Annotated in this window: 17 protein-coding genes; 7 read left to right on the forward strand and 10 right to left on the reverse strand. The window is 66.4% G+C overall.

Annotated elements, in window-relative coordinates:
• The 7 genes from F0A17_RS05110 to F0A17_RS05135 all read right to left on the reverse strand — a co-directional run bounded on the left by F0A17_RS05110 (window position 1) and on the right by F0A17_RS05135 (window position 9,050).
• A complete protein-coding gene (locus F0A17_RS05110) occupies window positions 1–306 on the reverse strand; it encodes an MTH1187 family thiamine-binding protein (protein WP_149327274.1) in 306 nt (101 codons plus the stop codon).
• Window positions 307–335: 29 nt separating this feature from the next.
• Window positions 336–5,237 (reverse strand): coiled-coil domain-containing protein, encoded by a 4,902-nt coding sequence (locus F0A17_RS05115; RefSeq protein WP_149327275.1) that lies wholly within the window; start codon window positions 5,235–5,237, stop codon window positions 336–338.
• Window positions 5,234–6,070: a hypothetical protein gene (locus F0A17_RS05120; protein ID WP_149327276.1), complete on the reverse strand. Its 837-nt coding sequence runs from the start codon at window positions 6,068–6,070 to the stop codon at window positions 5,234–5,236. The genes F0A17_RS05115 and F0A17_RS05120 overlap by 4 nt, the downstream gene beginning before the upstream one ends.
• On the reverse strand, window positions 6,067–7,557 hold the full coding sequence (locus tag F0A17_RS05125) for a hypothetical protein (protein ID WP_228716814.1): 1,491 nt from the start codon (window positions 7,555–7,557) through the stop codon (window positions 6,067–6,069). The genes F0A17_RS05120 and F0A17_RS05125 overlap by 4 nt, the downstream gene beginning before the upstream one ends.
• A 151-nt stretch (window positions 7,558–7,708) precedes the next feature.
• On the reverse strand, window positions 7,709–8,071 hold the full coding sequence (locus F0A17_RS20645; protein ID WP_223111500.1) for a dienelactone hydrolase family protein: 363 nt from the start codon (window positions 8,069–8,071) through the stop codon (window positions 7,709–7,711).
• Window positions 8,072–8,359, reverse strand: a complete 288-nt coding sequence (locus tag F0A17_RS20650; RefSeq protein ID WP_223111501.1) for a dienelactone hydrolase family protein — start codon at window positions 8,357–8,359, stop codon at window positions 8,072–8,074.
• 109 nt (window positions 8,360–8,468) lie between these two features.
• The gene (locus F0A17_RS05135) at window positions 8,469–9,050 is read right to left on the reverse strand and encodes an endonuclease dU (RefSeq protein WP_149327277.1); all 582 of its coding nucleotides are present in this window, start codon (window positions 9,048–9,050) and stop codon (window positions 8,469–8,471) included.
• A gap of 60 nt (window positions 9,051–9,110) precedes the next feature.
• On the opposite strand from F0A17_RS05135, the gene F0A17_RS05140 reads away from it, so the two are divergent.
• Complete coding sequence (locus F0A17_RS05140) at window positions 9,111–11,132, forward strand: RecQ family ATP-dependent DNA helicase (protein WP_149327278.1); 2,022 nt, start codon at window positions 9,111–9,113, stop codon at window positions 11,130–11,132.
• Here F0A17_RS05140 and F0A17_RS05145 read toward each other — a convergent pair.
• The gene (locus F0A17_RS05145) at window positions 11,091–11,723 is read right to left on the reverse strand and encodes a hypothetical protein (RefSeq protein WP_149327279.1); all 633 of its coding nucleotides are present in this window, start codon (window positions 11,721–11,723) and stop codon (window positions 11,091–11,093) included. The genes F0A17_RS05140 and F0A17_RS05145 overlap by 42 nt on opposite strands.
• 56 nt (window positions 11,724–11,779) lie before the next feature.
• Window positions 11,780–13,351, reverse strand: a complete 1,572-nt coding sequence (locus F0A17_RS05150) for a sigma-54-dependent transcriptional regulator (RefSeq protein ID WP_149327280.1) — start codon at window positions 13,349–13,351, stop codon at window positions 11,780–11,782.
• Window positions 13,352–13,657: 306 nt separating this feature from the next.
• On the opposite strand from F0A17_RS05150, the gene phhA reads away from it, so the two are divergent.
• The 3 genes from phhA to F0A17_RS05165 all read left to right on the forward strand — a co-directional run bounded on the left by phhA (window position 13,658) and on the right by F0A17_RS05165 (window position 15,392).
• Complete coding sequence (gene phhA, locus F0A17_RS05155) at window positions 13,658–14,494, forward strand: phenylalanine 4-monooxygenase (RefSeq protein ID WP_149327281.1); 837 nt, start codon at window positions 13,658–13,660, stop codon at window positions 14,492–14,494.
• Window positions 14,495–14,563: 69 nt separating this feature from the next.
• Window positions 14,564–14,914 carry a 4a-hydroxytetrahydrobiopterin dehydratase gene (locus F0A17_RS05160; RefSeq protein WP_149327282.1) on the forward strand — a complete coding sequence of 117 codons (351 nt, stop codon included), beginning with the start codon at window positions 14,564–14,566 and terminating at the stop codon, window positions 14,912–14,914.
• A 211-nt stretch (window positions 14,915–15,125) separates the two neighbouring features.
• Window positions 15,126–15,392, forward strand: a complete 267-nt coding sequence (locus F0A17_RS05165) for a ComEA family DNA-binding protein (RefSeq protein ID WP_149327283.1) — start codon at window positions 15,126–15,128, stop codon at window positions 15,390–15,392.
• A gap of 126 nt (window positions 15,393–15,518) precedes the next feature.
• Here the strand turns inward: F0A17_RS05165 and F0A17_RS05170 are convergent, their stop codons facing one another.
• Window positions 15,519–16,280: an SDR family oxidoreductase gene (locus tag F0A17_RS05170; protein WP_149327284.1), complete on the reverse strand. Its 762-nt coding sequence runs from the start codon at window positions 16,278–16,280 to the stop codon at window positions 15,519–15,521.
• A 227-nt stretch (window positions 16,281–16,507) separates the two neighbouring features.
• On the opposite strand from F0A17_RS05170, the gene F0A17_RS05175 reads away from it, so the two are divergent.
• From F0A17_RS05175 to groL, 3 genes are all read left to right on the forward strand, one after another.
• On the forward strand, window positions 16,508–17,029 hold the full coding sequence (locus F0A17_RS05175) for an FxsA family protein (RefSeq protein ID WP_149327285.1): 522 nt from the start codon (window positions 16,508–16,510) through the stop codon (window positions 17,027–17,029).
• Between the two features lie 220 nt (window positions 17,030–17,249).
• On the forward strand, window positions 17,250–17,543 hold the full coding sequence (locus tag F0A17_RS05180) for a co-chaperone GroES (RefSeq protein ID WP_104204123.1): 294 nt from the start codon (window positions 17,250–17,252) through the stop codon (window positions 17,541–17,543).
• 62 nt (window positions 17,544–17,605) lie between these two features.
• Window positions 17,606–19,249, forward strand: a complete 1,644-nt coding sequence (groL, locus tag F0A17_RS05185) for a chaperonin GroEL (RefSeq protein WP_149327286.1) — start codon at window positions 17,606–17,608, stop codon at window positions 19,247–19,249.
• Window positions 19,250–19,276 lie beyond the last annotated feature (27 nt).

The following is a 19,276-nucleotide window of genomic DNA, read 5'->3' on the forward strand; positions in this document are numbered from 1 at the left end:
TCACGCGCGGTTCAGCTTGGCTCGCACGCTCGCTACCTTATCGCCCATGGACTGCTCGCGGTCGGTACGTGTCCCCAGCTTGATGGTGGTGGTGATGCGCGGCGCGCCCATCTCGTGCACCACTTCGTGGCAGCGCTTGACCACCACCATCACCTCGTCCCACGGCCCTTCGATGTTGGTGCCGTAGGCATGCATATGATGCTCGAGACCCGAGGCCTCGATCACCCGCTGGCAGGCGGCAATCTGCGGCGAGACCGACACCCCTACGCCCAGCGGGACGACGCAGAGATCGATGATGACGTGCATATGTTTTCTCCTATCCGTTGAGCATCGGTTCAGCTCGGCTCCGGCTCGCTGACGTGAATGCCGAACAGGCTGGCCTCGCCGACGCTGCGCCCTACCGACTCCGGCGGCATGATGCGGCCGTCGCGCACCATCACGTGGCCGCCTTGTCCTTGGGCGCCGCCGATCACGCTGCCCACCAGGTAGGTGGGGAAGATGTCGGGGTCGTTCTCGTAGTTGGGGTTGTGGATCAGGCCAATCATCTGGAAGCGCCCGCGGGTGTTGCGCAGCGACTCCAGCGAGTCCTGGATCAGACGGCGGTGCGAGAGCTTGGAGAACAAGCCGTCGAGCAGGATCACGCTCTCGCGGCTGGTGCGTGCGCGGCGACGATGGTGCCCCGGCAGTTCACGCAGCTCGCGTTCGATGGCGAACTCGGAGAGCTTGACCAGCCACATCAGCGAGACCGCCTCGCGCTGGCCTTCCGACATCTCCTCGTTGAGCGAGAACAGCCGCCCGTGCGGGCGAATGGCGTCGTGCTTGAGGCGGATCGCCACGTCGTGGAACAGGCCGCGATAGATACGCCGGCGGATCTGGCGCAGCAAGTCATCGTCGCGCCGGCGCGCCTCGCCGTCGACCATGCCGCCGTCACGCTCGGCGCGGCGGCGCATGGCCGCCTGGTGCTCGTCGATGTCGGCGAGCAGCGTGGCGATGAGGTCGCGCAGCTGGTCGGGGCCGATCAGCGAAGCCTTGACCTCGAAGAAGGCGCCGCCCTCGCCGCTGCTCTTGGCCACGCGCTTGAGGATGTCGAGATTGCCGGCGGCGTCCGAGATGATCGAGCTGAGCCGCTCCACCAGGGTGCCTTCGATCTGCTCGCGCGAGGCATGCAATCGCTCGACCCGCACGCGATGCTCGTCGAGCTGGCCGGCGAGCAGATCGTGCAGCCGGGAGAGATCGTCCAGCGCCTCGGCGCTGGCATGCGTCAGGCCCGCCAGGCGGGCACGCTCGGTGTCGCTGAATAGCCGACTATGCGCCGCCTCGGCGAGTGCCCCGGCCAGCTTGCGCTCACCGCCCTCGACCTGGCGGGCCTGGCGCTCGCGGTTGCGCGCCCGCTCGCCCAGGTTGAGCTCGCCCAGGGCGTCGATCAGGGTCTGCTGGCATGCCTCCAGCGCCTCGGCGTCGAATTCGCCCTGCTCGCTCTTATCGCCGGCCATGACGCGCCAAGCGTCGAGGGCGGCATTGCGCGCCTCGAGCTCATCCGTGTCGCTGGGCCAACGGCTGGCCTCTTCGAGATCGACCAGCGCCGCCAGGCGCCGCGGCCAGCCCTCAGGCAGCTCGCGCAACACCCGCAGCCACTCCACCGCCAGTTGGTCGACGCAGGCCAGTGCCCGGCGCTGCTCGGCAAGGCGCGCCTCCAGCACGTCCCGCTCCGCCGAAAGCGTCTTGCGCTTGTCGCGCAGCTCGCCGAGCTCACGCTTGACCCGAGCGATCTCGCGCTCGAGCTTCTGGCTGCCGCCACCGGCGTCGCGCACCTCCAGATAGGCACGGATGCGGGTGAAATCGAAGTCGGCACGCCGGGTCGCCCGCGCCTGGGATGCCTCCAATTCGGCTTGCACCTCGGCGGCGCTGGCCATGAAGTCGACCCCGCCATCGGCCTCGAAACTCGCCAGGGCACGCAGACGGTCGCGCTCACCGTCGCTGAAGATGCCGCGACGTTGAGCCTCGGTCTCGACAACTTTCCGTGCCAGCGCCTCCTTCTCCTCCTCGGCGCTGGCCAGCCTGGCCGTGGCCTCGGCCAGGTGACGCTCGAGTTCGGCGAGGCGCGTCTCCAACGCCTGCAGCCGCTCGACACCCCCGGCATCGCTGAACTGCTCGGCGGCAAGCCAGGTCGGCCCGTGGGCCTCCAGCTCGCGGGCCGCACGCTCACGCTGGGGCGTCATCTCGGCCAGCGTCGTCTCGGCCTCGAGCCGCTCCTCGGCGGCTTCCTGCTGGGCGATCTCGCCGCCCTCCTGCAGGTAGCGCTGATAGTCGTCGATACAGGCCAACGCGGTATCGCTCAGCCGCGGGGCCAGTTCGGCCTCGCGCTCGGCCAGCGCCGCCTGCTGCTCGGCCAGCGCCTCCAGCGCCACTTCGACATCCGCCTCGTCGGCTTCACGGGCGCGCAGCGCCAAGGCGAATGTGTCGCCATGGGGATCGAGTCGCTCGCACTCGATGGCCAGTGCCTTCTGCCGCTCGCGGTCGGCGGCAAGCCGCTTCTCGGTGGCCTCGCGCAGCGCCTCGAGGTAGCTCGGGTCCAGCGCGGCCTTGACCGCCAGGGTTTCCACCCCGGCCACGGCGCCCAAGGGCGGCTCGCCCCGGGCCAGCAAGTCGGCCAACGCTTCGGCCTCGAACACCGGCACCGCCAGGCCCGCCTCGATCAGCGCGGCGGCGGCGGACTCGGCCGCCTCGCGCCCCGCCACCACCGGGGCGAACAGTACGCCGGCGGCCTGCACCAGCCATTCGCGGCGCTGCTCGGGGGTATGTGTGTCGACAGTGAGCACCGCATGCAGCGGCTGCCAGGCGATGCCGCTATCGTCCAGGTGACGATGGGCCTCGGCCTCCGCCACACGACGCTCCAGCGGGTCGCCGGAGAGGCTTTCCAGGTAGCGTTCGCGGGCGGCGATATCAGCCTCCAGCGTCTCCGCCTCTCGCAACAGCCGCGGGTAGCGGCGCCGGGCGTCGGTGAGCCACGTCTCGGCCGCCAGCTCGCTGCGCTCGGCGAAATCGAGCCGCGCCCGGTGCAGCGTACGCAGGCGGCTCTCTTCCTCCGTCAGCCGCTGACGCTCGTCGGCCAGTTCGCGCTCGCGCTCGCGCAGCCGCGCCCGCAGATGCACCGGTTCATCGTCGCCGTGCAGCTCACCATAGCGGCGCGCGGCTTCGGCCAGCGGCGCCAACCGCGACAAGGTGCGCTCGGCGTCCTGGCGGCGCTGCTCGGCCTCGCGGGAGTTCGTTTCCAGCTCGGCCAGTGCCGTCTTGCGCCGCGACCAGAAGCCGCCAATTTCCTCGCCCGGCCAACCCTCGATGAAGGCGCGCCAGGGCGCCTGGCCGCGGGCCAGCAACCCCTGTTCGCCGGTCAAGCGTTCGCGTTCGCCGTTGAGTCGCTCGCGTTCTGCACGAGCGGTCTCGAAGGCGGTGGCCACCTCATCACGACGACCGGTCAGTTCGTCGAGCGCCTCAGCCAGCTCGGCCTCGCGGTCGAGCTTCTCTTCCAGCCGCTCGGCCGGTGCGGTATCGGGGCACTCGCGGCGGAAAGCGTCATGCCAGGCGGCTACCTGCTTGAGTTCACCGACCCGGCCCAAGTGCTGGTTGAGTGCCCGACGTGCGTCGGCAGCCTCGGTCTTGGCCGCTTCGGCGCTGGCCTCCGGGGTTTCCAGCTCGGCTTCGCTGAAGAGACCCTCGGACAGCGCCTGGGTGTAAAAACTCTGGTTATCGACAAAGTCGCGCTGCTGGGATTCGAGCCGCTCGCGCTCCTGCTCCATGTCGTCGCGGCGCTCGTCGAGGGCCGCCAGGTCGCGGGTCAGTTCCTCGAGATAGACGCCGTCGCCGATCACCTCCTCGCGGAAGCGGTTGCCGTCGGCGGCCTCGAAGGCGTCGGCCCCCTCATCCAGGGCGGAAAGGGCCCGGTCGCGAGCCGCATCATCGTTGAGGGCGTGGCTTTCACTCAGCCACTCGCGAGCGGCTTTGAAGCTGACGTGACCCACGTCGCGGTTGAGCGGCCATGCCGCCTGGGGCAGATGAATCAGTCGCCGATGCACGTCGACCCGGGCGCCGCGCTCGGAGAGCGCCTGCCGCACCGCCCGCTCGGAGAGGCCGGAGAGGGTCGCCAGCAATGAGGTCGAGACCCGAGGGCGCGACGTATCCCCGGCAATCCAGGCAAAGCCTTCCAGCGGAGCGGCCCCACTCTCTTCGGGATCGTCCACTGCGCTGGCGCGCGGCAGCCCGGGCAGGCCGAGCAGGGCCTGTCCGCCCAGCAGCGCTTCGCTGGCCGCCAGGCCCTGGTCCAGCTCGCTTAACCGAGCGCGGGCATCGAGCAGGGTCTCGCCCTGCTCACGCAGCTCCGCCAAGCGCACCACCTTGTCACTGGCACGGCGCTGGTCGCTTTCGGCCTCCTCGAGGCGATGGCGCAGCTCGGTGATGTTGGTGCCGGAGTTGAGGATGACCTCCTCGATCAGTTCCTCGCTCTCGTCGGTCTCGCCGCGGGTGGCGCCGGAAAGGATCTCCGGCGCCAGCACCTCGAAGAAGAACGCCTGGTCGGCCTTCTCGCCGGCGCGGGGCTTGATGGCGTTGAAGATCTGGCTCTTGTCGGCGCCGCCCTCCTTCTGGAAGGCCGCGAGCTGGGCCAGCTCGCGGCGCGACACGTGGGCGCCCACCGCCTCCAGCCACTCCTCGCGGTTGTGAGTCAGGCGCACGCCACGCTCGGCCATCACGGCCTTGACATCGCGGTTGGCGTAGAGCGCCAGTTTGCCGTCGAGGGTGAGGTGATGCACCGGCACGTCCTCGAGACGCCCGGCATAATGGTAGAAGGAGAGCCCGCTGCCGTCGCTGTAGCCGTAGAAGCCGAACACGAAGGTCTCGCCGGCCACTTCCTCGCCGGCCACCGCCAGCATGTCGTCCTGACGCTCGAGCCCGCTGCGTGAACGGAACTCCACCCGCAGGTGACTCCAACTTCTCCCATCACCGCCCACCGAAGAAGGCGAGCACTTGCGCCGCGTGCGGGAGAGCAGCGTGCGATCGCGCGACAACAGGCCGATCAGCGCCTCGGCCAGTGTGGTCTTGCCAAAGCCGTTCTCCATGCTGATGGCGCTGGACTGGCCGCGCAGATCGAGCAGCACATGGCGCATCTTGGCGTCCCAGGGCGAGGCCACGTCGCCGTGCTTGTTGAGCAGGTTGGCGACCTCGATGCGATTGATCACGCTCATGCCTGGGTCTCCTCGTGCTCGTCGACTGACACTTGATCTCGTTCGTCCACGGGACGGCTCGACACGCGGCCCCGGGCCAGGGCCTGCAAATGACCGAGCTGGTGAATCCCGATCTGCTCGCTCTCCAGCGCCCCGAGCAAGGTCTGCTGCCAGACCTCGCCGCCACCCTCCTCGGTGGCCGTGCCGGGATCGGTCTCGCGCAGGCCTTCGAGCAGGCCGGCGCGTACCTGCAGGTCGATGAAGGCACGCACCCGGCGGCTGATGTCCTCGCCACGCTCCTCGAGCAGTGCCCGGCTGGTTTCCGGCGCCTCCTCGCCCAGGGCACGCAGTGATTCGAGCTGGTCGCGCACCAGTTCGACCAGTTCGGCACCGGCGAAGGTGGCTTCCTGGTAACGGCTGACATCGGAGAGCGCTCGGTTGTAGCGTGTATAAAGCAACGTGTGCATCAACAGCCACAGCTGCAGGTACCACTGGGCCAGCTCGGCGCGGCTCTCCTGGCGTAGCTTGAGCGCCTCGAACACCGGCTCGCGGGTATACAGCGGCGGCTGCTCCAGCTCCGGGTCGGGCAGCAGCGCGTAGTAGCGTGACCCCGGCGCGATGCCCGGGTAGTCGCCCGCCTCGAAGGCCTTGAGCCGCAGGCCCTGGCCGCCCAGGAAGTCGCGCAGCGCCTCGCGTTCGCCCTCGCTGGCGTCATCGATCAGGGCGCAGACGTCACGCTCGGAGAGCTGGCCTTCGCGAGCGGCACGGCGCTTGCGCCCGCCGCCCGGGGTACGTTCGGCGCTGCGGTAGCGCAGCAGGTAGGCGACCACTTCGCCCATCTCGGTCATGTTCATACGGGCTCGTCCTGATCGATGCGCGATATGTCGTTAGGCGCGGCAGCGGGCGCCTGCAAGGAATGCGGCGCGGTCCCGGGCGCCTGTAAGGAGTGCGGCGCGGTCCCGGGCGCCTGTAGAAAGAAGCCGAGGGACGGGGTCACGGCCCCCTCGATGCGGCGGCCGTCGTCGAGTGCAAGCTCGAACGGCGTGGCGTCGATACCCACCGTCAATCCCGGGTCGAGCAGCTCGGTGTCGACGAAGGTATTGAGCAACTGCGCCAGGCAATCGCCCTCCTCGAAGCGGTGCCAGCCTTCGGCCAGCGCCTCGGGCAGCGACAGCGGTGCCTGCTGGATGCGCTGCCGCAGCGCCGGGCTGCGCGCCTCGAGGAAGCGTGCCAGCAGCGGGTCCTCGGGGGCCGCGTCGCCGGCCTCGTCGAACACCAGTGCCGAGGCGCTGGCTTCGGCACGGCGGCTTTCGAGCAGCGGTACCAGCGGCGCCAGGCGCGGAAACGTCGCCTGCACGTGCAGCGGCATCATGCGCGCCACCACGGCGTCACGAAGCGCGGCCGCAGGCGGCGCCTCGAGCAGTTGGCGCGCCATGTCCTGAAAGTCGATCACGCCCATGGCCTGGATGCGCCCCTCGGCGATGTCGGCGAGAAGTTCCGAGAGACGGCGCGAGAGGTTCTCGATGGCGTTGAGTACCCGGCCGAGGGCGCTGGAGAGCACTCGCAGATCCCACTCCTCCTCCTGCACCTCGCGCCAGCTTTCGAAGCGCTCCATCAGCCGCGGCGTGGCGAGCTGGGCACGGGCATCGAGCAGGGTCTGCTGGATGTTGGTCAAGGCGTTGTGATAGTGGCGCTCGTTGTCGAGCAGCGCGGCCAGCTTGCCCTCGCGGGTGGGATTCTCGCGCACCCGGCGCAGCTCCTGGGTCAGCGCACGAATGGCCAGCAGGATCTGGTTGGTGATGTCGGGAATGCGGGCGAAATCGCCCCGCGCCAGCGCCGCCAGCACCTTGGCGGCGTCGTACTCGGAATAGAGCAGATCTTCGACCTGGCTGGCCAGCGTCACCGCCTGGCGGCCGCTCGGCGTGAGCCGCACCTGGCCGGTCTGGCCCTGCTTCTCGACCAGCGCCGTGCGCTTGGTGCTACGCCGGGCGCGACCCTCCCCCATCTCGCTCGAGGTCGGAGACGATTGTCGAAAGTGAATCTCGCTGGGCGTGGCCAGCAGGTTGATGACGAAGCTCAAGTCATCGTGCGGCAGCTGCGGATACATCTCGCGCAGGTGATTGAGGCAGCGGGTCTGCGAGACGAAAGCGCTGTTGGTGGCGAAATCCTCGTCGAGCAGGTAGTCGAGCAGCAGGCAGCCGAGGTCGAGCCAGTAGCCGTCACGCAGGCCGCGACGCTGTTCCTGACTGACCTGCACGAAGGGCGAGCCGGGTTCATGGGCGCTGTCGTGCAGGTCGATCAGCCGCGTCGTGGCGATCAGCAGCTTGCTCCAGGCGGTCATGACATCTTCCCTGCGGGCAAAGAAAAGAGGGGCATTATGCCAAGCTCGGCTGCTCGGGTCATGACGTGGTTGCGCCTGTCTTTCTACGCTCCCGGCCTGATGACCGGCCACGCCCGCAGGGCACCCGCCGCAGCGCCCACAGGAACGCTTGCTAGAGGTGCTTCAGGAAGAAACGGGGCGCCAGCCGCTCCACTTCCTCGAGCTTGCCCGGCTCCTCGAACAGGTGCGTCGCGCCGGGCACGATGATCAGCTCGCATTCTCTGGCCTCGGTCATCCGCTCCCGAGCCTGCTCATTAAGATCGATCACCGGCTCGTCATTGCCCCCGACCAGCAGCAGCGTCGGTACCTTGACCTCCGCCAGATGTCGACCGGCCAGGTCCGGACGCCCGCCGCGTGACACCACGGCGCGTACCTGCTCGGGGCGCTCGGCGGCAGCGATCAGCGCCGCGGCCGCCCCGGTGCTCGCGCCGAACAGGCCGATCGAGAGATGCCGGGTGGGGTCGGCCGTGGCCACTCAGCCCACCGCCGCGGTCATGCGTGAGCCGATCAGCGATATATCGAAGCGCAACTGCCGGGTGCGCATGTCGATGTCGTTCTCGTCGGCGGTCAGCAGGTCGAACAGCAGCGTGGCCAGCCCCTGATCGGCCAGGTGTTGCGCGACCCGACGGTTGCGCGAACTGAAGCGGCTGCTGCCGCTGCCATGGGCGAAGACTACGATGCCGGTCGCCCCCTCGGGCAGGATCAGGTCCCCTTCCAGCGTGACACCGTCCGCATCGATCTCGACACTCCTGGATGTGGACATACGGCCACCTCCTGCTTGCTCCGTGATAGCCCTTCTACTGGTTGGTGATAGCTCTTCTGCTCGGTGACAGTTCGGTATCTCTCAAAGTGTAGGCACACGATCGCCTCCATTACACGCGGCCGCTGCTTTCGCCCGTGGTCACGCCGCCGGCGATCAGGTGCGCCACTCGCAGCGGCTCGGGCACGCTGCCGTGAGGCGTGGTGGCGCGCAGGGTCGCTGCCGCCTCCTCCACGCTCAGCCCAACGCGCTGCACGTAGACACCTTCGAGTGGCTCCATCTCGCCCAGCCGCTCGACCCGCGCCCACTTGTGGGCACCACCGGGAATGCGCTTGAGCAGCGCCCGGCGCATCGCCTCTCGGCGTGGTGCACGGCGAGCCACCACCAGCACCGGCAGGCCAAGCTCGGCATGCAGTTGCGGCACGTCGACCACGTTGAAGCCGGCAAGTGCCACCCCCTGCAGCATGACGAGCTGCAGGTGCGCGGCAAAGCGCGAGCTGCCGGCCAGGCGGATCAGCTCGCGGGTGCTGTTGACGCCGTCGCGGCGCACCTTGCCGGAGAGCACGCCTTCCAGACGCAGGCGCGAGAACACCGTGCCGACAATGGCCACGTCGCCACGGTGCCCGCGCGGGAACGGACAATCGTCGAAGCCGACGATATGCGAGAATGTGCGCTGCCGCCCGGTGGTCGCCATGGCCTCCGCCTCAAGTCGATAGAATTCTGTGTTTACAACAACAGCGCAGGGAGTGCCTACATGATCGATCAGACGTTACAGCGAGTCTTCGGCTATGACGACTTCCGCCTCGGACAACGCCCGGTCATCGAAGCGATCACGGCGGGCCGCTCGGCGGCGGCGATCTTTCCCACCGGCTCGGGCAAGTCGCTGTGCTACCAGTTGCCCGCCTTGCATCTGCCGCATCTCACCCTGGTCATCTCCCCGCTGCTGGCGCTGATGCAGGATCAGCTTGCCTTTCTCTCGCGCCACGGCATCGCCGCCGCCAGCATCGACTCGAGCCAGAGCCGCGAGGAGGCAGCCGCGGTCATGGAGGGCGTCAAGCGCGGCGAGATCCGTATCCTGATGATCTCGGTGGAGCGGCTCAAGAACGAGCGCTTCCGCGCCTTCATCCGCCGCGTGCCGATCTCGCTGCTGGTGGTCGACGAAGCCCACTGCATCTCCGAGTGGGGCCACAACTTTCGCCCGGACTACCTCAAGCTGCCCCAATATCGTCGTGAGTTCGGCATTCCCCAGGTGCTGCTGCTGACCGCCACGGCCACGCCGCGGGTGATCGCCGACATGCGCGAGCGCTTCGACATTGCCGAGGGTGACGTGACCGCCACCGGCTTCTATCGCCCCAACCTCAACCTGGAAGTGGCGCCGGTGCCGGCCGAGATGCGCCCACGCCGGCTGGTCGACTGGCTGCGGCCCAAGCTTGGCGCCCAGCCGCCCGAGCCCACCATCGTCTACGTCACCCTGCAGCAGACCGCCGAGCGCCTGCCGGCCTACCTGAGCAAGGCGGGCATGAGTGCCATTGCCTACCACGCCGGACTCGATGGCGAGATCCGCGAGCGTATCCAGCGCGACTTCATGGTCGGCCATACGCCCTGCATCGTCGCCACCATCGCCTTCGGCATGGGCATCGACAAGGCCGACATCCGCAACGTGGTCCACTTCGACCTGCCCAAGTCGGTCGAGAACTACAGCCAGGAGATCGGCCGCGCCGGCCGCGACGGTAACCCCTCAGCCTGCCTGATGCTGGCCGGGCGCGATCACGTCAACGTGCTGGAAAACTTCGTCTACGGCGACACGCCGGAGCCCGATGGCATTCGCCGCGTGATCGACGAGCTGACCAGAGCGAACCAAGGCGGTGCCGCACGCCAGTGGGAGCTGGTGCTCAACTCACTATCGCAGCAAAGCAACATCCGCCCCCTACCGCTCAAGACGCTGCTGGTACAGCTCGAACTGCGCGGCATCATCGCGCCGCGCTACAGCTACTTCGCCGAGTACCGTTTTCGCCTGCACGACGAACCCGAGGCGTTGGTGGCCCGCTTCGAGGGCGAGCGCGGCGCCTTCGTCCAGGCGATCCTCGACGCCTCGCAGCGCGCGCGCACCTGGTTCAACCTGGATTTCGAGGCGCTCCAGCGCCTGGGCGGCGAACGCGGCCTCAACGTCGAGCGAGCCCGGGTGATCACCGCGCTGGACTACTTCGTCGCCCAAGGCTGGATGGTGCTCGAGAGCAAGCAGATGACCGAGGTCTATGATGTGCTGCGCGACGATCTCGACCCTGCCGCCCTGACCGAGGAATTGCACGCCTATTTTCGCGACAAGGAGCACGCCGAGGTCGAGCGGTTGCACGCCATGCTGGCGCTGTTCGAGAGCGAGGCGTGCCTCAGCCGCCGGCTCGCCGAGTGGTTCGGCGACCAGCGCGCGCCCGAGCAGTGCGGCCACTGCTCGGCTTGCCGCGGTCAGGTCGCGCGCCTGCCCGACCCTGCGCCGCTCGAACCGCTGACGGCAGACACCATCGAACGGCTGGCGGGCGAACTGGTTCAACAACTGACCAACAGCGACGATGCCCACCCCGTCACGCCCGACCTGCTCGCGCGTTTCCTGTGCGGCCTGAGCGGCCCCCTGCTCACCCGCCTCAAAGCAAGGCGCCTGAATGGCTTCGGGGCACTGGAGGCCTATCGCTATGCCGAGGTACGCAACCTGGCGGAACCGGGGCTGAAGCAGCAAGGCTCAGCGCAGCCAGCCCTTTCGCTGCAGGGCAACCATCAGTAGATGCACCGGGAGATAGACCGCCACCGGCCAGAGCAGCGTCAAGCCCGTGAGATAGAGCAGCGGGTCGAACATTTCCTGGGGCTGGCCGAAGGGCCCATGAACCCAATTGACGTTGCGCTCGGGTTCGGTAGCCGCATAGGTCAGCGGCACCACGATCCAGGTCAGCGCCGTCTGCCACAGCAGCGCCTGGCGATCGTAGCCAAGCCGGTAGACGGCCAGGCCCGATATCACAGGCAACACCAGGTGGTAGAGCGAAAGCAGCCGGGTCATCAACGGTTGTTCGGGATTGAACATGTACTCGGTGCCGCCGATGGGATGCACACCCGTGATCCAGGCGGAGCCCACGTCCACCGCCCAGAGGCTGCCAACCAACAGCACCGATAGCAGTTGCATCGAGATCAACCGCCGGCTCTCGCTCCATAGCCCCATCAGGATCAGGAAATTGGCTAGGTTGCACAGCCAGAAGTAGTTCTGTGGACCCAGCAACATCCAGTAGGTCGGCGCCCACACGAGGATCCAGGCGGTAAATGCCAGCTTCAGCCAGAGGGGCAGGCGATGCTGATGGAGATGCCAGGGCGCACCGTGAGCCATCGAAGCTCTCCTTACCGAATGCCTTTACTCTAGCAGCCCCGTCACGTATGGCTTTGTCAGCCCAACTCGCCCGTGCCGGGCCCGATGCCATATTGGCGCAGCTTGTTGGCCACGGTGGTATGCGACACTCCGAGGCGCTTGGCCAGTTGCCGGCTGGAAGGGTACTGCGGATAGAGCGCGGCCAGCACACGCCGCTCCACGTCGCTCATGATGCCGGCCAGGCTGCCGTCCAGGTCGATGCCGGAGAGTCCCGGCGCCGCCCCCACGTCCGGCAGGCGCAAGTGGCCCGGCTCGATGGCATCGCCCTCGCACAACGACACTGCCTGGAACAGCACGTTCTCCAGCTGGCGCACGTTGCCCGGCCAGTGGTAGGTGGATAGCCGCGCCAACGCCGCCGGCGACAGCCCGGGCATGCGGCAACCGATCTGGCGCGCCGCACGGTCGATGAAGTGCAGCGCCATGGCTTCGATGCCGTCGAGGCAGTCGCGCAGCGGCGGCACCGCCAGCGACAGCACGTTGAGCCGGTGGTAGAGATCCTGGCGAAACAGCCCCTCGGCGCAAAGCTTGGGCAGGTCCTGCTGAGTGGCACAGATCACCCGCACGTCAAGGTAGGTCTCCTCGTCGCTGCCCACCCGACGAAAGCCGCCGTCTTGCAGGAAGCGCAGCAGCTTGACCTGCAGGCGGGGGCTCATCTCTCCCACCTCATCGAGGAAGATGGTACCGCCCGCGGTCAGCTCCAGCAGGCCGAGCTTGCCCTCGGGGCGCGCACCCTCGAAGGCGCCCGGCGCATAGCCGAACAGCTCCGTCTCGGCCATCGACTCCGGCAGCCCGGCACAGTTGAGTGCCATGAACGGCGCCTGCCCGCGTGCACTGGCCAGGTGACAGGCCCGCGCCAGCAGCTCCTTGCCGGTGCCGGTCTCGCCGTGAATCAACAGCGGCGCATCCAGCGGCGCCATGCGCCGCGCCTCGCGAATCAGCGCGGCAAGCCTTGGGCTTGCCTGGAACAGCGCATCGAAGCCGCGCAGCTCCTGGCGCTGCACCTGGTAAATGCGCTCGCCGATGCGATCGGCGCTGTGCAGGGTCACTACGGCGCCGGCCAGGGAGGCCACGTCGTCGTGGTGCTCACGGTGCAGCGGGGCGATGTCGGCCAGGAAGGTGGCGTCGCGCAGCTTGATGCGCAGCCCGTTGACCCGCGCATTGTTGCGCCGAATCAGCGCCGGGAGATCCACATCGGGCAGGTAGCGGTTGAGCGACAGCCCCGGGACCTCGTCGATGCGCACTCCGAGCAACTGGCCGGCGGCGCGGTTGGCGGCGACGATGTGCCCCTCCATGTCGATCGACATCACCGGGTCGGAGAGCGACGACAGCAGCGCATCGAGCTCCAGGTGACGCCGTTCGCTCGGCATCAGGCTGACCCGGCGCACGCCGAACACGCCCGGCACCGCCTCGAGCTCCGGCTTGAGCGTGGCCAACTGGGCATTGAGCAGATTGGGAATATGGAGGTAGATGGCATTGCCATGCTCGCCCCCGACCTCGCCACGCGCGACGTTGAGGCCGTAGTCGACGAAGTGCGAGACGATATCCCGCAGGATGCCGATACGGTTCTGGCAGTGAAACCTCAATCTCATTGGGGCTTGGCCTCTGAGGGCGTGATCGGAACGCGGCGAAGACGAGACCGTCGGCAAAATGCCGTCAAAGCGACGTGACTCCGCTGTAAAGATAACGTGACACCTCGACCGACTCAAATACACTCGGGTCTCGGTTTGACGAAAGCGGGCACGAGCCTGCATCCAATCGTCAGGTTTTCTTTACGCCAGGGCTGGCTGGCTGCCGTCGACGTGCCTCAAAGAGGGGAAAAGCCGGGGTGCTTGGGCCCTAGACTCGGGTCAAAAGGTTCGCAAGACAAACACAAGACAGCCGACCGGAGTGACCCCATGACGTCATCCAATCCTCATCTCAGCGATGTCGCCAGCAAGACCGGCTACCGTGCGCGTCTGCCCGACGAAAACGGCTTCATCGACTGGCCCGGGCAGGACAACGCCACCTGGCAGACCCTGATGCAGCGCCAGCTCGGCATGCTCGAGGGTCGCGTATGCCAGGAGTATCTCGACGGCCTGGAGCGACTGGCCCTGCCAGAGGACCGTGTTCCCCAGCTCGCCGACATCGACCGCGTGCTTGAAGCCAGCACCGGCTGGCAGACCGCCCAGGTACCGGCGCTGATACCGTTCAATACCTTCTTCGAGCTGCTGGCGAACCGGCGCTTCCCGGTGGCCACCTTCATCCGTACGCCGGAGGAGCTCGACTATCTCAAGGAACCGGACATTTTCCACGAGATCTTCGGTCACTGCCCCATGCTCACCAACCCGGCCTTTGCCGAGTTCACCGCCACCTATGGCCGCCTTGGCCTTGCCGCCGAACCCAAGGAGCGGGTCTATCTGGCCCGGCTGTACTGGATGACCGTGGAGTTCGGCCTGGTGGACACGCCGGACGGTCGGCGCATCTACGGCGGCGGTATCATCTCCTCGCCCAAGGAGACCCTGCATGCGCTGTCGGAGACGCCGGTGCACCAGCCGTTCGACCCCATCGAGGCCCTGCGCACGCCCTATCGCATCGACATCCTTCAGCCGCTCTACTACGTGCTGGACGACCTCTCGACCCTGCACGAACTTTCCCAGCAGGACATCATGGCCATGGTGCACCAGGCCATGGAGCTGGGCCTGCACGAACCGCGCTTCGAACCGGCCCCCAAGGCGGCAAAGGCCAAGGCCTGAGCGCCCTTGCTCGGCAGCCTTGTCCGACTACCCTGACCAAAACCAACAACACTTCGACGAGGAGCCAACATGAGCCAACTTTCCGAACAGCAGTGCGAAGCCTGCAGCTGGGATGCCCCCCACGTCAGCGACGCCGAGATCGATGCGCTCAAGCGCGATATCCCCGAATGGAGCGTGGTGGAGCGCGACGGCGTCAAGCAGCTCGAACGCACGTTCAAGTTTCGCAATTTCAAGCAGGCCCTGGCCTTCACCAACCGCGTCGGCGAGATCGCCGAGGAAGTGGGCCACCACCCCGCTCTGCTGACGGAGTGGGGCAAGGTCACCGTGACCTGGTGGTCCCATGAAATGAAGGGGCTGCACAAGAACGACTTCATACTCGCCGCTCGCACCGACAAGATCGCCACCGAACAGGGCGGATGAAGCTCGTTCGGCCCGATACGACGCGTCCGGCACCGAAGGGTGCCGGACGCGTCGTTTTACAAGAGGATGAGACGATGACAGCTTCGTTACATCGGTAATCGCTTACAAAGCAAAAGGGAATATGACTCTCACCCTCCCGCCTCGGCTCGATTAGTTTGGAATGCGGCGCCATTCGGCGTCGTCAACGAAACCAGAACTAAGGAGAAAAGAGATGAAGGGAGTCGTATCGGCCGTCTTGCTGTCTCTCGCCCTCAGCTTCACCTCACTGGCCATGGCCCAGGAGGTGGCACCGATCAATGTGAACACCGCCGATGCGGAACTATTGGCGGAACTGCCGGGCGTCGGCCCCAGCCGTGCCCAGGCGATCATCGAGGAGCGTGAAGCCAACGGCGACTTCGAAAGCGCCGAGGACCTGACCCGGGTCAGCGGGATCGGCCCGGCGACCGTCGAAGCCTTCCGCGACCAGCTGGCTTTCTAAAAAGGCCTGGAAATGGCGGCGGGGCCGGCTACAAGCCGGCCCCGCCGCCGTTTTTAAAAAACGGCGGGTAATGGGGGGGGGGGCCGCCAACACGCGGCCCCCGCCGCCGTTCGCAAGAAGCTTTTCCTATAGGCGTAGGCCGCCGTCGCATTCGATGACACGGCCGGTGAAATAGTCGTTCTCGAAGATGAACGCCACGCTCCGGGCGATATGGTCGGGATCGCCAAGCCGCTTGAGCGGCACGCCGGCCGTCAACTTATCGAGCATTTCCTCGCGCATCGAAGCGGTCATATCGGTCTCGATGAACCCCGGCGCCACCGCCCCCACACGAATCCCGTAGCGGGCCAACTCCTTCGCCCAGGTAGTCGTCAACGCCACGACCGCGGCCTTGGACGCCGCATAGTTGCTTTGTCCCATATTGCCCGCCCGCGAGATACTGGAAATATTGACGATCACTCCGTCTTGACCCGCCTCGATCATCTGGGAGGCCGCCTCGCGACCGCACAGGAACACGCCGGTGAGGTTGATGTCGATGACGGACTGCCACTGCTCCAGCGACATGGTCTTTTCCACCTTGCCGCCCTTCGCCTTCACCAGCAGCGCATCGCGCAGGATACCGGCATTGTTGACCAGGCCGCCGATCGGCCCGAGCGAAGCGGCAACGTCGCCAAAGGCACGCTTGACCGAGGTTTCGTCCGCCACGTTGACGCGGAAAGCCCCCGATTCGATGCTCTCCTGGTGCAGAATGGATACGGCCTTGTCCAGCGCTTCGTCGTCCATATCCATCAGCGCCAACGTCGCGCCCTGACGCCCCAGTCGACGGGCCATGGCGAAGCCCAGGCCACGGGCTCCCCCTGTAATCGCAATCACGCGCTTGTCCAGTTTCATTCGCCGTCCCCTGTGGATCGTCGACACCACATCCGCCCGGTGTGGTCCATTGGGCGAAGTCGCCCTCGTGCACGTTCTCATCGGCACGGCACGCAGGTTTCTTTAGTATCGCATGGGTTAATTTTGCGTCGCAGCATGACCCCGATCGCCTCGAACCGTCACGCGCCACGCTTGAACTCGCCATCTCCGCCCCCATCTCATGACGAATTGCCATGTCCGGAGTCGCCATGCCTTTTCTGCTTCTCTTCTCTCTTTTCACGCTGCTCGATTTCGTCGTGCTGTTCGCGGTTGGCAGCCGCATCGATCTGCTCGTCACCCTGCTTCTGGTATTGGCCACGGGCTTCGTCGGGCTCTATCTGATTCGTCAGGAGGGCACCGCCACACTGGCCCGCGCCCGGCTGCGCCTGGCTCAGGGTGAGCTGCCGTCCGACGAGCTGCTCACCGGCGCCGCCCTGATATTCGGCGGTGCCCTGCTGCTTGCCCCCGGGTTTCTCTCCGATGCCTTGGGCCTGCTGTGCGTCGTTCCCAAGGCCAGGCGCCTGCTTGCCAGGGGGCTGGCGCTGCTCAACCTGCGTCTGAGCGGCATGGCGGGCCGCCCTTCGGGGCAACATGGCACCGACGGTTGGAGCGAAGCGGGCAAGCGGGACCGGGACCTGCATGACGCAGATCGTGAGTCGCATCGCGGCGGCTCGGAGCACGAGCCGCTCGAGGGCGACTACATCAGCCATGACGAACCGCGCCGCCGATAACGTCCCGACATGCCTGCACGTGAAAATTTTTTACTGCAGGCCCTTGAAAGGGATTTGCCCGTCCCCATTTCACGCACAGCAACAGGCTACGGTGCCGAGTGGAACTCGGCATCTTCAACAAGGAAGGCGTCCTCGCCCTCCACCTTCCAGCCCGCTGGAAGGCCGATGATGAACCGCCATGTACCCCATGGCACCACTGACCATCAGGAGAACGTGAGCAATGAACATCCGTCCCTTGCACGATCGCGTCGTCGTCCGTCGCGTTGAAGAAGAGCAGAAAACCGCTGGCGGCATCGTGCTTCCGGGCAACGCCCAGGAAAAGCCGACTCGTGGCGAAGTGCTCGCCGTCGGTAACGGCCGGATTCTCGACAACGGTGACGTTCGTCCGCTGGACGTCAAAGTCGGTGACACCGTCATTTTCAAGGAAGGCTTTGGCGTCGAGAAGCAAAAGATCGATGGCGAGGAAGTCCTGATCATGAGCGAGTCCGACATTCTCGCCGTGGTTGAAGGCTGAGCACGCCGCGCAATTACTCCGTTCCCATAAGACGTTCACGAACTCACAGGAAGTAGCGAAAAATGGCAGCGAAACAAGTCAAATTCTCCGATGATGCCCGCAAGCGCATGGCCCGTGGCGTTGACGTTCTGGCCAATGCCGTGAAAGCCACCCTGGGTCCGAAGGGACGCAACGTGGTACTGGAGAAGTCCTTCGGCGCCCCCACCGTCACCAAGGACGGCGTCTCCGTCGCCAAGGAGATCGAGCTGAAGGACAAGTTCGAGAACATGGGCGCCCAGATGGTCAAGGAAGTCGCTTCCAAGACTTCCGACGTCGCCGGTGACGGCACCACCACCGCCACGGTACTGGCCCAGTCCATCGTCACCGAGGGCATGAAGGGCGTGACCGCGGGCATGAACCCGATGGACCTCAAGCGCGGTATCGACCAAGCCGTCATCGCCGCGGTCAAGGAGATCGAGGCTCTGGCCGTGCCCTGCACCGACTCCAAGGCCATCGCCCAGGTCGGCACCATCTCCGCCAACGGCGACAAGCGCATCGGTGAGATCATCGCCGAAGCCATGCAGAAGGTCGGCAAAGAAGGCGTCATCACCGTCGACGAAGGCCGCGGCTTCGAGGACGAGCTGGAAGTCGTCGAAGGCATGCAGTTCGATCGCGGTTACCTGTCGCCCTACTTCGTGACCAACCAGGACACCATGGCGGTCGAGCTGGAAGACCCCTACCTGCTGCTGGTCGACAAGAAGATCTCCAACATCCGCGAACTGCTGCCGGTGCTGGAAGCCGTCGCCAAGTCCGGCAAGCCGCTGGCGATCATTGCCGAGGACATCGAAGGCGAGGCCTTGGCCACCCTGGTGGTCAATAACATGCGCGGCATCGTCAAGGTCGCTGCCGCCAAGGCACCCGGCTTCGGCGACCGCCGCAAGGCCATGCTGCAGGACATCGCCATCCTGACCAACGGCACCGTGATCTCCGAGGAAGTGGGTCTGACCCTGGAGCAGGCCAACCTGGATCATCTGGGCAGCGCCAAGCGCATCACCATGTCCAAGGAGAACACCACCATCATCGACGGCGCCGGTAACGAAGGCGACATCGAAGCCCGCGTCAACCAGATCCGCGCGCAGATCGAAGAAACGTCTTCCGACTACGATCGTGAGAAGCTGCAGGAGCGCGTCGCCAAGCTGGCTGGCGGTGTGGCCGTGATCCGCGTCGGTGCCGCCACCGAAGTGGAGATGAAGGAGAAGAAGGCTCGCGTCGAGGACGCCCTGCACTCCACTCGCGCTGCGGTCGAGGAAGGCGTGGTGCCTGGCGGTGGTACCGCCCTGGTGCGCGTGCTGACCAAGATCAAGGACCTCAAGGGCGAGAACGAGGATCAAACCCACGGTATCGCCATCGCGCTGCGCGCCATGGAGTCTCCGCTGCGCCAGATCGTCACCAACGCCGGTCAGGAAGCGTCCGTGATCCTCAACGAGGTGAAGGCAGGCGAAGGCAACTTCGGCTACAACGCCCAGACCGGCGAGTTCGGCGACCTGTTCGAGATGGGTGTGCTGGACCCGGCCAAGGTGACCCGTACTGCTCTGCAGTCCGCCGGTTCCGTGGCTGGCCTGATGATCACCACCGAGTGCATGATCGCTGACGATCCGGAAGAGAAGGAAGGTGGTCCGGACATGGGCGGCATGGGTGGCATGGGTGGCATGGGCGGCATGATGTAATCGCCCCTGGCCAACCCCAGGCATCCG

Source organism: Billgrantia pellis (genome assembly GCF_008297955.1).
Classification (GTDB): domain Bacteria; phylum Pseudomonadota; class Gammaproteobacteria; order Pseudomonadales; family Halomonadaceae; genus Halomonas; species Halomonas pellis.